The 12,967-nt window shown below is 54.3% G+C and carries 12 protein-coding genes; 9 read left to right on the plus strand and 3 right to left on the minus strand.

Annotated elements, in window-relative coordinates; genetic code table 11:
- The first annotated feature begins 8 nt into the window (after positions 1–8).
- Positions 9–575 carry a D-lyxose/D-mannose family sugar isomerase gene (locus AK95_RS14515; protein ID WP_235613115.1) on the plus strand — a complete coding sequence of 189 codons (567 nt, stop codon included), beginning with the start codon at positions 9–11 and terminating at the stop codon, positions 573–575.
- On the opposite strand, the gene AK95_RS14520 is transcribed toward AK95_RS14515, so the two are convergent.
- Positions 572–1,384 (minus strand): helix-turn-helix domain-containing protein, encoded by an 813-nt coding sequence (locus AK95_RS14520; protein WP_071220706.1) that lies wholly within the window; start codon positions 1,382–1,384, stop codon positions 572–574. The two genes, AK95_RS14515 and AK95_RS14520, sit on opposite strands and share 4 nt — an antisense overlap.
- A gap of 115 nt (positions 1,385–1,499) precedes the next feature.
- On the opposite strand from AK95_RS14520, the gene AK95_RS14525 reads away from it, so the two are divergent.
- The 6 genes from AK95_RS14525 to AK95_RS14550 all read left to right on the plus strand — a co-directional run bounded on the left by AK95_RS14525 (position 1,500) and on the right by AK95_RS14550 (position 8,451).
- Entirely contained in the window at positions 1,500–2,633 is a 1,134-nt protein-coding gene (locus AK95_RS14525) for a Gfo/Idh/MocA family protein (RefSeq protein ID WP_071220707.1), read from the plus strand.
- Positions 2,634–2,676: 43 nt separating this feature from the next.
- The gene (locus tag AK95_RS14530; protein WP_071220708.1) at positions 2,677–4,086 is read left to right on the plus strand and encodes an ABC transporter substrate-binding protein; all 1,410 of its coding nucleotides are present in this window, start codon (positions 2,677–2,679) and stop codon (positions 4,084–4,086) included.
- A 72-nt stretch (positions 4,087–4,158) separates the two neighbouring features.
- Positions 4,159–5,106, plus strand: coding sequence for a carbohydrate ABC transporter permease (locus tag AK95_RS14535; protein WP_235613120.1), 948 nt, complete (start codon positions 4,159–4,161; stop codon positions 5,104–5,106).
- Positions 5,103–5,939, plus strand: coding sequence for a carbohydrate ABC transporter permease (locus AK95_RS14540; RefSeq protein ID WP_071220710.1), 837 nt, complete (start codon positions 5,103–5,105; stop codon positions 5,937–5,939). Before AK95_RS14535 ends, AK95_RS14540 begins: the two co-directional genes overlap by 4 nt.
- Before the next feature lie 7 nt (positions 5,940–5,946).
- Positions 5,947–7,122 carry a glycerate kinase family protein gene (locus AK95_RS14545; RefSeq protein ID WP_071220711.1) on the plus strand — a complete coding sequence of 392 codons (1,176 nt, stop codon included), beginning with the start codon at positions 5,947–5,949 and terminating at the stop codon, positions 7,120–7,122.
- Between the two features lie 513 nt (positions 7,123–7,635).
- On the plus strand, positions 7,636–8,451 hold the full coding sequence (locus AK95_RS14550; RefSeq protein WP_071220712.1) for a sugar phosphate isomerase/epimerase family protein: 816 nt from the start codon (positions 7,636–7,638) through the stop codon (positions 8,449–8,451).
- Positions 8,452–8,625: 174 nt separating this feature from the next.
- Here the strand turns inward: AK95_RS14550 and AK95_RS34135 are convergent, their stop codons facing one another.
- Complete coding sequence (locus AK95_RS34135) at positions 8,626–8,766, minus strand: hypothetical protein (protein ID WP_162487580.1); 141 nt, start codon at positions 8,764–8,766, stop codon at positions 8,626–8,628.
- 111 nt (positions 8,767–8,877) lie between these two features.
- Between AK95_RS34135 and AK95_RS14555 the strand changes: the two genes are divergently transcribed.
- Entirely contained in the window at positions 8,878–10,044 is a 1,167-nt protein-coding gene (locus AK95_RS14555) for a levoglucosan dehydrogenase (protein ID WP_071220713.1), read from the plus strand.
- Here AK95_RS14555 and AK95_RS14560 read toward each other — a convergent pair.
- On the minus strand, positions 9,978–10,649 hold the full coding sequence (locus AK95_RS14560; protein ID WP_162487581.1) for a sensor histidine kinase: 672 nt from the start codon (positions 10,647–10,649) through the stop codon (positions 9,978–9,980). The genes AK95_RS14555 and AK95_RS14560 overlap by 67 nt on opposite strands.
- A gap of 511 nt (positions 10,650–11,160) precedes the next feature.
- Between AK95_RS14560 and AK95_RS14565 the strand changes: the two genes are divergently transcribed.
- A complete protein-coding gene (locus AK95_RS14565; protein ID WP_071220715.1) occupies positions 11,161–12,948 on the plus strand; it encodes a sensor histidine kinase in 1,788 nt (595 codons plus the stop codon).
- Positions 12,949–12,967: the final 19 nt, after the last annotated feature.

The raw sequence follows: 12,967 nt of genomic DNA on the forward strand, positions 1-12,967 counted from the left end.
AGATGATCGTGACCGGTAAGGCAATGGAGCAAACGGCGAGAAGCCAGGCGTTTGTCCTTCTGGGACAGGCTCATATTCAACTTTCGGAATCGGAGAAAGCGTCGCTTGACGTCATCGACTTCGGGCTCGGAGATATCGGACGGTACGGCGTCCAATTGATCGAATATGTCAATAATGACCGGTATTGCGCCCGGCAGCTCGTCTTTCTGCCTTATCAGACGATACCCGAACACATGCATCCTCCCGTGGGAGAAGATCCTGGCAAAGTGGAGACGTTCCGGGTCGTTTGGGGATCGGTCCTGGCATATACGGAGCAAGGCGAGCAGTCCGGGCAGCGATCTGCCCGTCTGGCGGAGGAGGATGAGGCTTACTTCCACGCGCGGCATGAAATTCCGCTGGAGGCGGGCGAGCAGTGTACGATCGAAGGCAATCAGTTTCACTGGTTCCAAGCCGGCGAACGGGGCGCGGTCGTAATCGAGTTCTCCAGCCCGGCGCGGGACCGCTTCGACCGGTTCCGGGATCCTCGCGTCGTTCGGGAAATCGGGGCAGCCGGCTCCGGGATGGAGCAGCCCTAGCGAAAATAGCTTTTCTTCAACTCCTTTGGGGTGACGCCCTTCAGCTTCTTAAAGCACTTCAGAAAATAGAAATAATCCTGGAAGCCGGATTTCTCCGCGGCGCTTGCAATGCTTTCCCCGAGCATGAGGAGATTGAAAGCGTGATCCACCCGCATCTCGACTGTTTTCTGCTTGATCGTGGTCTGAAACTGGTTTTTGAAAATCAGGTTGAGTTGCCGGTAGCTTAAGCCGAACTGGCGTTCGAACGCTGTGGCGTTAAGATCGCCGGCCAGACGGGCGAGGATGAATTTCAGCATGTCGTCGCATAGCCGGCTGTTGCGGCTGTTCATGAGAAGACGCTTTTGCATATGGAAGCTGAGTTGGTAGAGCAGTGCCTCCAGCTGGACGTGCAGGAACCGCTCGCCGGCCAGCTCCGATTGGTAAATCTCGTGCAGGTAATGAAAGCTGCGGTGCACATTCGCGTCAACCGGCGATTCGCCGAAGATCGGCAGCACGAGATCGTCGGCGTTGAACCGGCCGGGCGGCTCCGTCGGTGCTCCGTCCATGCCGAAGTGGATGAAAGTGACGTCGTGCATGTCCTCGTTGATCCCTTCGTGGTAGATGTGGGGAGGGAGAAGAAAATAGCCGCCCGTAGCCAGGCGGCCAGCGTCGGCGCCGACCTGAATCGTGCGTTCGCCGCTGTGGACGATGCCGAGCACCCAGTAGGGCAGCAACCGGTTCGGATGCTTGTAGTGGGCCGTGATCCGGCCGATCGTATCGATTGACGTACTGCCCCAAAGCCTGTACCACGGTCCTGTGGAAACGGTCATGCGTGGATCACCCCTATCCCCAATAACAGAATGTTTTCTGCCTTTACTATAATCTTTTTCGTCAATGACGAAAACCTCTACAAAAACTACAATGAATTCGATTTGGAGGTAAACCATGAGTAAGAAAATCAAGGTGGCAGTCGTCGGCATGAGGTTCGGTGCGGAGTTCGTTCCGATCTATCTTCATCATCCCTGGGTCGAGAGGGTGGCGATCTGCGACAGCAACCCGGATACGCTAAACGAGGTCGGGAACAAATTCGGGGTAGACCGCCGATTTACGAGCATGGACGATCTGCTGGCGTCCGGTGACTATGACGCCGTGCATCTCGTGACGCCCGTCACTTATCATGCGGAGCATTCGATAGCTGTTCTGAACGCAGGGATGCACTGCGCCTGCACGATTCCGATGGGCCTTTCAATGGAAGAATTATACAGGGTGCTAGAAGCGAAGTGGCGGTCGGGGAAAAATTACATGATGATGGAAACGGCTTGCTACACTCGGGAGTTTCTATACGCGAAGGAGATGTATGAGAGCGGCGAGATGGGGAAAATCCAGTTTATGCGCTGCGCCCATTATCAGGACATGGACGGCTGGCCGGAGTACTGGAAGGGGTTCCCACCGCTGATGCATCCGACACATGCGCTCGGACCCGTGCTCGACCTTATCAGCAAGCGGCCGCTCAAGGTGTACGCGCTTGGCTCAGGTTCCATGCGGGAAGAGCTTGTCCGGAAATATAACAATCCTTTCCCGATCGAAACGGCGATTTACCAGCTAGAGGATTCCGACGTGGCAGTCGAGCTGACAAGGACAATGTTCCATACCGCGAAGGCTTATTCCGAGTCGTTCAACGTCTACGGAGAAAAAGCGTCGTTCGAATGGCAGCAGATCGAGGAGGAGCTCCCGATCGTCATGCGGATTGGCGAGCTGACAGAGCACCGCGGACGCCCGATCAGCATCGAGCGCGTCGAAGTACCGGACCGAGCCGAACTTCTTCCGAAAGAGATTCAGCGGTTTACGAAACGAGGCGTGTACGACGAGAACAATCCGCACCTATCTTTCCTTCAAGGCGGGGGGCATGGCGGTTCACACCCGCATCTGGTTCACGAGTTCGTCTCGAGTATTGTGGAAGGACGCGCGCCGCATATCGATGAAGTTAAAGCCGCAACCTGGACCGCAGCAGGCATCTGTGCGCATGAATCGGCATTGCAAGGCGGCCGGGAAATTGCGATACCCAATTTCAAAGAATAACAGTCTTAATGAGACTGCATTAACCCAATCGGAGGGATGATCGATGCGTCCAAAAAGAACGCTTGCATGGCTGTTGACCGCAATGCTTATCGCGGGCCTGATTGCGTGCAGCAATGGGGGAACCATAGACGGCGGCGGTAACACGGGTGCGTCGGACAAGACGGCGCAGACCAACACCGAAAAGGGACCGGTCAAGCTGCGCTACATGGTGTGGGGAAGTCCGAACGAGAAGAAGGCGGTGGAGAATTACTCCAAAAAGTATATGGAGCAGAATCCGAACGTCTCTATCGAAGTCATACACGTTCCGAACGACAACTATGCCACGAAGGTGGCGACGATGGTGGCCGGTAACGATGCGCCTGACCTGGCCTACATGTCGGAAGCGCAGGCGTATGAATTGGCTGCGCAGGGCAAGCTCGTGGATATCTTCGAGCGGCTGGATGTCGATCCGGATTTCAAGCTGGAGAACTATGCACCGAACGTATTCTATCAATACGAACCCGGCAGATCGCTGGGACGGCGGATCGGCATCGGCACGATGGGCATGTATTACAATACCGAGATTTTCGAGAAAGCGGGCATCGATCCATTGCCGCGGGACCCGGCCAAAACGATGACATGGGATCAGTTCGTGAACCTGGCGAAGAGGCTCACGATCGACGAGAGCGGCAAGAATGCACTCGATCCGGCCTTCAATCCGAACAAAATCAAACAGTACGGTTTCATGATGGAAACCGGGTGGGCGAATTATTTGCCTATGGTCATGTCGAACGGCGGCAGCTTCGTGAACGAAGACGGCACAAAGTTCGGACTGTCCGATCCCGCCGCCTATGAAGCGATCCAACAGCTGGCCGACCTGATCAACGTTCATCATGTGGCCCCGAGCCCGGTGCAATTGAAGAGTCTGCCGAACCTGGCGACGTCGCTCCAGACAGGCAAGGCAGCCATGATCTTCGGCGGCAACTGGCTGACGCTGGACCTGAGCGCAGCCAAGGCGAAGTTCGGGTACGGGCTGTTTCCGAAGATGAAAGAGAACGCGTCGATCATCCTCGCGTCGCCGGTCGTCATCTTCAAATCGACCAAAAATCTCGACGAAGCCTGGAAGTTTTATAAATATGCAGCCGACCCCAGCGCGGCGATCGGCATTTACGCGGACGGCCTTTCGATCCCGGTGCTGAAGGACTGGCTGACCGACGAAGAGAAGCTGAAGCAATGGGCTGTCAACGACAAGCACCCGGACGGCTATGTTGACGTCATGATCAAACCGCTGTTTGCCGAAACGACGAAGCCTGGACCGCCGGATTTGCTCAAAAATTACGGAAAAATCGACACGATCGTGACGCCAGCGCTCGATAATGTATGGCTCGGGAAAACATCCGCAAAAGAGGCTATGGAATCGATCAAGCCGCAGGTGGAAGCCGAGCTGCAAGGCGTGTACGAATGGATGCATTAATCCGTTAAATACCAAAAGCGGCCCTGGGAAACGTGCCTGTGCCTGTTGCCCGGGGCGTTCAACTTGCAAAGGATGGTGAAGGCCATGGCGCAAGCGGAGCTTCGCTCGTCGCTCGTCAAAAGCTCGCTACGGAGGAAAAGGAGCGAGAAATACTGGGGAATCTTGTTTGCCATGCCGGCGATACTGGGCTTTCTACTGTTCACGTTCGCCCCGATGGCCGGCAGCCTCGTGCTTACGTTTACCGACCTCAAGCTGATCAATCCGCCAAAATTCATCGGCTTAGACAACTATGTGAAGGTGTTCGGGGGCAGCGACCAGTTGTTTTACAAATCGCTCGGCACGACCTTCAAGTATGTGCTGATGAGCGTGCCGCTCAACATCGCGTTCTCGTTCAGCGTCGCACTGCTCATGAACAAGGAGATCAAGGGCCGTGCTGTTTTTCGCACGATATTCTACCTGCCCACCATCGTACCGGTGTTCGCCTCGTCCATGATTTGGATCTGGATTCTCGACCCGGACCTCGGGCTGCTCAATAGTATACTGCGGTCCGTCGGTCTGCCTACGGGAATGTGGATCTACTCGCCGGACACGGTTATTCCGTCGCTCGTACTCATGGGCTTGTGGACGACCGGCAATACCATGGTCATTTTTCTTGCGGGCTTGCAGGGCATTCCGCGCCACCTCTACGAGGCGCTGGAAGTTGACGGCGGCAACAGCCTACACAAACTGTTGTACGTGACGATTCCGATGATGACGCCCACGATATTTTTCAACCTGATTATGGCGTTCATCGGCGGGTTTCAGGTATTCGCCGAAGCGTTCATCATGACCCAGGGCGGACCGAACAACGCCAGCATGTTCATCGTATATTACCTATACCGTGAAGCGTTCCAGCTGTCCAATATGGCTTATGCGAACACGGTTGCCTGGGTGCTGTTCGTGATTATCGTGGCGATCACGTTTGTCGTGTTCCGCACGTCGCGGAGTTGGGTTTACTATGAGGGGGAGGGTGCCAAATGAGCAGGAGGACCGGAATTGCTGCCAAAATATTGATCTATCTGTTTCTGGCCTTCGGCTGTGTCGTTTGTCTCTTGCCATTCTATTGGATGCTGAGAAGCTCGCTCATGTCGCTGGATCAGATTTTCGTTTCGCCACCGATCTGGATTCCGCCTACGCTGCATTTCGCTAACTATGTAGACGCGCTAACGATGTTTCCGTTCGATGTATATTTCGTCAATACGCTGACGGTCGTCCTGCTCAGCGTCCTAGGCGTCGTGCTGACCAGTAGCCTGTGCGCCTACAGCTTCGCACGCCTGTCATGGCCGGGCCGCGACCGCTGGTTTGCGCTGATTCTAACAAGTCTGATGCTACCGGGCGCGGCGACGCTCATCCCGACTTTCCTGGGCTGGAGGGAAGTGGGGGCTATCAATACGTTGGTCCCGCTGATCATCCCGTCCTGGTTCGGAGGAGGTGCGTTCAATATTTTTCTGCTGCGGCAGTTCATGAAGACGATTCCGCAGGAGCTGGACGAGGCGGCGCTGATCGACGGTGCGGGCGTTTTCCGGATCTACACTACGATTCTGATACCGCTGATCAAGCCGGCGCTGATCGTGGTCGCGCTGTTCGCCTTCCTGTATCAATGGAATGATTTTCTTAATCCGATCATTTACTTGAACTCGGAGAAGCTGTACACACTTGCAATCGGACTGCAGCAGTTCAAGGGACAGTTCAACGCTCAGTGGAATTATATGATGGCCGCTTCGACTGTCGTCATCCTGCCTACGATCGCGGTTTTCCTCGTCGGTCAGAAATACTTTATCGAAGGCATCGCACTCACGGGGCTCAAGGGGTAACGGGCGGATGAAGGTGCTGGTGGCGATGGATTCTTTTAAAGGCAGCGTCTCTTCATGCGAAGCGGGAGAAGCGGTCGCGGCGGGCATTCGGAGCGTCTATCCGGACGCACAACTCGACGTGCTTTTGCTGGCAGACGGCGGCGAAGGCACGATGGACGCAATGCTGGCGGCATGCGGCGGGCAGCGAAGGACGGTAAGCGTGACAGGACCGCTTCGGGAGAAGCTTATAGTGTCGTATATTGTCCTCCCGGACGGACGCACCGCGATCATCGAAACGGCGGCGGTCTGTGGACTGCCGCTCGTGCCCGAGGATCGGCGCAGCCCGATGGAGACGACGACTTTCGGAATCGGCGAATTAGTGGCGGACGCGATCCGTGCGGGATGCCGGGAGGTTATCGTCGGGCTGGGAGGCAGCGCGACGAACGATGCCGGAATTGGAATGCTCAGCGCGCTTGGTTGGTCGTTCCGCAGTTCGGACGGCCGACGACTTTTGCATGGAGGCGCCGGGCTGCTGGAGGTGAGTTCGATCGAGCCCCCTGCTCCCGGTACCCTTGCAGCGCTTCGGGAGTGCACGTTCTATGGGGCTTGCGACGTGAGAAACCCGTTGTATGGCCCTGAAGGAGCCGCGTTTGTCTATTCCCCGCAAAAAGGAGCGCAACCTGCGGAGGTGAAAATGCTGGATTCGGGACTGAGACGGTTTGCGAAGCTTGTGGAGACGACGCTTGGCGCGGATATCGCTTCGTTTCCCGGAGCCGGGGCGGCGGGTGGACTGGGCGGGGCGATCGCCGGTTTCCTCGGCGGACGGATGCACTCCGGCGTTGGGCTGCTTCTGGAAAAATCCGGCGTGGAGCGCCGCCTTAAAGGAGCCGATATCGTCGTTACCGGCGAAGGGCGACTCGACAGGCAGACCTCGATGGGCAAAGCCCCGCTCGGCCTGGCGGAGTTGGCCGGAAAGTGGGGCATACCCGTCATCGCGCTGGCCGGTTCGGTCGATCGTGAAGCCACAGTCCTTAACGAGCTCGGCGTGTCTGCTTTTTTCTCCATCGCGAACGGACCCTTATCGCTGGCGGAGGCGATGGAGCCGGAGCGCGCTCTGCAGAACATGTCTCTTACAGTGGAGCAGCTGTTCCGGCTGCTACGAGCGAGCGGAATTTTAGAGCGAGTAAAACCTACATCCTTATAGAGAGTATTGAAAGCGTCAAGCTGGGCTTTCAGAGTTAACGTGTGGGGCGGGGGCGGCCATCCGTCGGGTGTGAAGTCGGTGAAGGAGCAGTATCCCGTCGGTATTGATCGCGTTGACATTCCAGAAATACATCGTTGATGGCCTGACGATCGGCAATCTTTTCGTCCAATCAGCTTGGATAATACTTAGTAGTGTGATCCGTAATTTATGAAGGAGAGATCATAAGTACACCCGAACCCCATTGGTTTCTGGGAAATCAGGCATCCGCTCATCGAGGCGCGGTATGGAATATACGTTCAATTGCAGCCTCGGTGAGCTTTGCGACCGTGAGGCTGGTTTCCATGCTGCAGGGATACCTTGGGCACGGAACGACCGACGCTAAAAATATCCGTGCTTCCGGCTAATTTATTCCGCTTATGCCGGTTCGAAATGCCTTTTATACTTGGCTTAGCAGCCGAGCCTATCACGTTGCACTTGAAGGCGCTGTCATAAATAAGGGGAGGAGGAATAAACATGAAAATCGGCTATCAGACGAATACATGGGGAGGCGTTGTCGGCCATCCGGCCGGGGTGACATCGGTCAAAGACCTCTATTATATGGCCAATGGCTCCACGGAGCAGGCTATCCGCGACATTGCGGCCGCCGGCTATCAGGGGATCGAGCTGTTCGACGGCAATCTTATTCAGTATGAGAACCGGATGGACGAATTCCGCTGGCTGCTAAGTGACAGCGGCTTGGCCTTTATCGGTGTGTACACGGGTGCCAACTTCATCTATGAGGACATCCTGCCGGACGAAATGGCCAAGATCGAGAAAACGGCCGAGCTTGCCGCCGCAGCTGGCGCGGAGCATCTGGTGCTCGGCGGGGGAGCCGTCCGTGCAGCCGGTATACGGGACGAGGACTTTTCCGCGCTGGCCAAAGGGCTCGACATGGCTGCTGCGATTGCACGGAGACACGGCCTGCGGGCCAGCTATCACCCGCACCTGGGCACCATGGTTGAGCGAACCGACCAGCTGGATCGGCTCATGTCGCTTACGGACATCCTGTTATGCCCGGATACGGCGCATATCGAGGCGGGAGGCGGCGATCCGCTGGAGGTAATCCGGAAATACGGCAGCCGGATAACATATATTCACTTCAAGGATTATCATTCGGGCGCATTCGTTCCGCTCGGTGAAGGCGGACAGCAGTTCGGCGACATGCTGAGGCTTCTGCGGGAGCAGGGCTACGACGGCTGGATTACAGTCGAGCTGGACAGCCACGACGATCCGGCAAAGGCGGCAGGCATAAGCAGGGCATACCTGAGAGGCACGCTGCGTTTGCGATAAAAAGTTATTACAAACAAATTTGGGGGCTATAAGCCATGAAAAGATCGGCCCTGCTTTCCATAATGCTAGTCTGCGTGCTACTGCTCACAGCCTGCAGCAACGGAGGATCGAACAAGAATACGAATAAGGCCGGCGACGCGACGGACGCGGCATGATCAAGGGGCTCGGCCCCAGCTACCATACGACCAGGGCGTAGCGGAGGCCATCCTGGCCGCCTATGCACTGCTCGGCAAGGAGACATCTCCATATGTTGCGGTTCCGGCGCTGCCCGTCAATCAGGAATACATCCTGGGTTCGTGGAAGACCGTGTGCCATGCGGATGCGCCCAAAAACGATTCAGGATTCGGCTAGGAAATAAGGCGTATAAGCAAACGCGGAAGTTTCGCCCCGAACGAGCAGGTACAGACAGAAAAGGAGAGAATGCAAATGCGTACATTAAATGTTGGAATGATCGGCGGCGGTTTTATGGGCAAGGCCCACTCGCTCGCCTATGCGGGGATGCCGATGTTCTTCTGGCCGGCGCCAGCGATTCCAATCCGCAAGATGGTCGTCGATATCCGGGACGACCTGGCGCAGGAAGCGGCAGCCCGTTATGGCTTCGAGTCTTACGCCTCCGACTGGAGAAAGGTTGTCGAGGATCCATCCATCGACATTATCGACATTGTGACGCCGAACAATACGCATGCCGAAATCGCGATCGCGGCGGCTAAGGCTGGAAAGCACATTATTTCCGAAAAGCCGCTTGCCCGCACGACAGAGGAAGCCAAGCAGATGCTGGATGCCGTAACCGCAGCCGGCGTAAAGCACATGGTCGCTTTCAACTACCGCCGGACGCCCGCCGTCGCGCTGGCGAAGAAATATATCGAGGAAGGCGCCATCGGCCGCGTACTGAACTTCCGCGGGACCTACCTGCAGGACTGGTCAGCTGATCCGAATTCACCGCTGTCCTGGCGGTTCCGGAAGGACATCGCGGGATCGGGCACGCTGGGCGACATCGGCACCCACGTCATCGATTTTGCTCGCTATCTGGTGGGCGAAATTACGGAGGTCATGGGCACGGCCCAGACTTGGATCAAGGAGCGTCCGGCATCTTCCGGGCCGGTCGATAAGCTGGGTACGGTGAAAGCTTCGGGCGAGGTCAAGAAGGACGCAGTCGACGTCGACGACGAGATCAGCACGCTGCTCCGGTTCGAGGACGGGGCGGTCGGTAGCATTGAGGCGACGCGTAACGCGTGGGGACGCAACAACTTTCTGACGTTCGAAATTCACGGCGAAAAAGGCTCCATCACGTTCAACTATGAGCGCCGCGACGAGCTGCAGGTCTGCTTCGCCGACGATTCGGACGACCACCGCGGATTCCGGACGATCTATACGGGTCCGGCGCATCCGAACGGCCCGGCGCTTTGGCCGATTCCGGCGCTCGGCATCGGATACGGCGAGACGAAAATCATCGAAGCGCACGACTTCATCTCCGCCATTGTCAATGATACCGACGTATCGCCGAGCTTCCATGACGGCTACCGCATTCATGTGATTTCCGACGCCATCATGGCTTCGGCGGAGAGCGGCACGTGGGTCAAGACCGTCAAATAACCTCCCGGAACACCGGAAAACTTATGACAGAGACAGTCCCGAACGGATCTACGTTCGGGACTGCCTATTTGTCGTTTCATCGCGCAGTGGGACTTAGCCATCCGGCCGTCCGGATGGAATCCGGAACCGGAACCGCGTTCCCTCGCCGGGCTCGCTCTCGACGACCTTCGCTTCGCTGCCGTAGACGAGGAACAGCCGGAGGAAGGTGTTGCGTACGCCGGTATGCGACCGGAATAGGGATCCTTCGACTCGCCTTGTTCCGCGATCAGCTGCCGGATGCGGCGAAGCACGTCCGGCGGCATGCCGGTGCCCGTATCCTGGATGTCGACCTCCAGGTGATTCTCCTGCAGGGACACCTTTACGGTGAGCTTGATTTGGTCCACCGTCATGTTGGGGCTCCGGACGTATTTGGTCGCGTTCTCGATATACGGTTGAATACTGAGCTTCATGACAGGCACGTCCATGGCTGCCGGATCGATATCCAACCGGGCGCTCACGTCCCGACCGTTCCGGTAGTAATGGATGGTCAGGAATTTCCGGATGTAATCCAGATCCTCGCGGAGCGGGGCCCAGCCGTCATCGTTACGGATAGTAAAGCGCAACATGCGCGAGACCGACCGCACCATGTCGCCGACCGCTTCGCCGATGTACGGGAAGCGTAGGAGTCGATCGTTTCGAACGTATTGAACAGGAACTACGGGTTGATCTGGGCCTGCAGTTGCAACAGCTCGCGCTCCTTTTCACGCAGGTTAGCCTAGTACACCTCGCGATCCATCCGCTATCGCTTCTCCAGCGTTTGGTTAAAGCTGCGGATCGGTTCGGCGCGGGCAATTTTTTCTGAAATCTACTTTGGTTATAAAATAAGATCTATTCCCGTACTTTCCTCAAGTATCTATTGTGAGCTTTTATTATTTGAGTTTATAATGAGTCGAGTGACAAGGATCGAGCTATTTTGCTTCCCAAAGGTCGTAAGCGCTTACTAGAATGGGATCTTTTCTTTTTTTGTGCATCGGTGCAAACGTTTTCTCATATGGTGCCATCAACTAGCGTCATTCTGTACAGAACGATTAAAGTTATGATTTTATCGTGCTTCAAGATTCGATGGGGAAAAATGATATGAGGATGATGAATCAAGTGAAAATTGCATCAAAGTTCTTTGCGTTCAAAACCTTAAAACAGCGACTGGTTTTCATAATAGTGATCGAGAGTATTGTCGTTTTACTGATATTAGTGCTGATCTCTTATCAGACAATCCACTCCATACAGAAGAATAAATTAAAGACGTCAATGGTAGTCGACCTGCAGCAGATTACTGAAAAAACGACGGAAAAGTATATGAATATGACCCAGATCTCCCAGCAGATGGCGCCTGAGGGTAACGTTGGCTCTTTATTGGATAATTATTTTCAGGCCAATTCAAATTTTGATAAATATCAGACTGGAGAACAGATTCTAGATAGTTTGGTTAAGATCACTTTCGCGAATACTGATCTCATTTGCAGAGCATATTTTGATCCGGTAATAGGCAAATATTATTTTTATAATTTTTTGCCGACGAACGCACCCCAACGATTTCATGTGCTAAAACAAAACGGGAACTTTTACTTTCACTCCTTGCATCTATCGAATGTCAAAGGCTTGGGGGATTATCAGGTTTTATCGATGCTTCGTAAAATCAATATCGGGGACGGAAGGGAGCTTGTCATTTACATCGAGTCCAGATTCGAGGCCAAAGAGCAAATCGAAAACCTTTCCAAATCTCAAGGTATGAATTATGTTCTGCTGCAACTGGATGCCGACAATAGAATCCAGTACTCAAGTGATGACACGTTTGGTAGCGGGGAACAGTTTCAGATGACTGATGAGGAAACGGTGGGCAGCGGCCTATTTGGAAAATCCGGAGAGTATGTAGGCGTTCGACTCCCGTCGGATATGGGATATGCCAACGTGTTGTTATTGCCCAGTGCCGACTATAATCGTGAACTGTTCGCGTGGATACGAGACGTCACAAGTATTTTGTTGTTAGCGTTATTATTGTTTGGCGCATCTTACTTCGTCTTGTCCCGCTTAATTTATACACCGCTTACCGTATTTATGAGCGAGATGAGAAAAATGGGCAGAGGTGACTTGAATACGGTTTCGGTTCACAGCGGTGTCATCGAATTTGATCGGCTGTTTCGACAATTTAATACGATGAAACAACAAATTCACAATCTTATGCTGGATGCCGAGCAAGTGTCTCAAGAAAAACATAAGCTCGAAATCGAGAAAATATATCATGAAATCAATCCGCATTTTTTGATGAATGCTCTTCATTCCATACACTGGCTTGCCAAAATGGATGGACAAACTAAAATCCAAACCTTTATAACGGAGCTTAATTATATTCTGGCTTATAGTCTCGGCAAAATCGATAAGCAAGCAACGGTAAGGACAGAATTGAAAATGCTGCACTCTTATCTTCATTTACAAAAAATGCGCTATGATTTTCAGACGGATCTGAAGGTGGAAGAAGGAGACTATCTGGAAACACCCACAGCACGGATGATTCTACAGCCGATTGCGGAAAACGCGATTCATCATGGTCTCGGGGATAAGGGATGCCTTAGCATTAGCGTGTCTCACTCGGATGAGCGCAATGCTGTAATCATTGTGTTGGAAGATAACGGAAAGGGGCTCACTACTGAAGAACTGGACAGCATTAAACAAACGATGCTAAAAACCTCGGATGGTGACAGAAAAATGTCGGGCATTGGTCTGCGGTATGTGCATTACATGCTGGAATCATTCTATGGAAAAGAAGCCATCATTAATATTGAAAGCGAGCTCACCCAGGGAACGAAGGTCACCTTGCTGTTACCGATAGATCGTGAGAAATCGATAGCGCCGCCCCGGCAAGAATGAGACAGCGAAGGAGGAGAAA

Source organism: Paenibacillus sp. LC231, from assembly GCF_001860525.1.
Lineage (GTDB): Bacteria > Bacillota > Bacilli > Paenibacillales > Paenibacillaceae > Paenibacillus_AQ.

Coding starts and splice junctions, on each gene's coding strand:
- AK95_RS14545 (WP_071220711.1), top strand. CDS start 5,947: ATGAAGGTGCTGGTGGCGATGGATTCTTTTAAAGGCAGCGTCTCTTCA.
- AK95_RS14550 (WP_071220712.1), top strand. CDS start 7,636: ATGAAAATCGGCTATCAGACGAATACATGGGGAGGCGTTGTCGGCCAT.
- AK95_RS14540 (WP_071220710.1), top strand. CDS start 5,103: ATGAGCAGGAGGACCGGAATTGCTGCCAAAATATTGATCTATCTGTTT.
- AK95_RS14560 (WP_162487581.1), bottom strand. CDS start 10,649: ATGTTGCGCTTTACTATCCGTAACGATGACGGCTGGGCCCCGCTCCGC.
- AK95_RS34135 (WP_162487580.1), bottom strand. CDS start 8,766: ATGGCACACGGTCTTCCACGAACCCAGGATGTATTCCTGATTGACGGG.
- AK95_RS14535 (WP_235613120.1), top strand. CDS start 4,159: ATGGTGAAGGCCATGGCGCAAGCGGAGCTTCGCTCGTCGCTCGTCAAA.
- AK95_RS14520 (WP_071220706.1), bottom strand. CDS start 1,384: ATGACCGTTTCCACAGGACCGTGGTACAGGCTTTGGGGCAGTACGTCA.
- AK95_RS14530 (WP_071220708.1), top strand. CDS start 2,677: ATGCGTCCAAAAAGAACGCTTGCATGGCTGTTGACCGCAATGCTTATC.
- AK95_RS14555 (WP_071220713.1), top strand. CDS start 8,878: ATGCGTACATTAAATGTTGGAATGATCGGCGGCGGTTTTATGGGCAAG.
- AK95_RS14565 (WP_071220715.1), top strand. CDS start 11,161: ATGAGGATGATGAATCAAGTGAAAATTGCATCAAAGTTCTTTGCGTTC.
- AK95_RS14525 (WP_071220707.1), top strand. CDS start 1,500: ATGAGTAAGAAAATCAAGGTGGCAGTCGTCGGCATGAGGTTCGGTGCG.